Source organism: Neisseria sp. P0021.S007 (assembly GCF_051956855.1).
Window position 1 is genome coordinate 1 of sequence record NZ_JBQCXA010000386.1, and the last position, 769, is coordinate 769.

Sequence of the window (769 nt, forward strand, 5' to 3'; positions counted from 1 at the left end):
ATGTTTTTGAAAATAAAATCTTAACTTTTCTCCACAATCTTCTCTTTTTAAATCAATATTCATGATAATTTCCTATAACTTAATAATGATATAACTTATTCACTACCAAACAACAATTCTTCCTTAATTACCCGAATTCTATCCCGTAACACAGCCGCTTCTTCAAACTGCAAATCCTTGGCCACCTGCTGCATAGCTTTTTTCCAATTTCGCAATTTATTCCAAGGCATCTTCTTCATTGTGAATTTCGCCGACTTTAACCTTGTTTTTACCTTTCAGACGGCCTTTAATATTTCCAATCAACCCAACGTTACCATCTCAATCTGCTCCATACTTCTACCCAAGAAGCGTTCGCCGATGGTGCGGAAACGCAGGGGGATGTCGCTGACGTAGAAGCGGTAATCCGGATTGTCGTTTTCTGTATTCAGCAAACCTGCTTGTGCCAAGGCTTTGGCGGTGGCTTCGGCGGTAGTGATGGCGGAATCGACCAAGGTAACGTTTTGTGCTTCGTGGCCGATAAGCGGTTTGAGCAGTGGGAAGTGGGTACAACCCAACACCAGCGTGTCGATGTCGTCGGCCAAAAGCGGCTTCAGGTATTCGCGCACGGTCAGACGGGTGACTTCGTGATCGAGCCAGCCTTCTTCCACCAATGGCACAAGCAGGGGTGCGGCTTGCGTGCGCACCAGCGTGTCGTTGTTTTTTGAATGGATAGCTCGCGCGTAGGCATTGCTGTTGACGGTGGTGTTGGTCGCGATAATGCCGATTCGGT

Annotated in this window: 1 protein-coding gene and 1 pseudogene; both read right to left on the minus strand. The window is 46.7% G+C overall.

From position 1 onward, the window contains the following. Positions 1–95 precede the first annotated feature (95 nt). Positions 96–288, minus strand: a pseudogene (locus tag ACTHUR_RS13525) (UvrB/UvrC motif-containing protein); the annotation flags it as partial. 11 nt (positions 289–299) lie between these two features. Further along, positions 300–769, minus strand: a 470-nt coding sequence (locus tag ACTHUR_RS13530; protein WP_440399044.1) for an aspartate/glutamate racemase family protein, incomplete at its 5' end; no start/stop codon positions are given.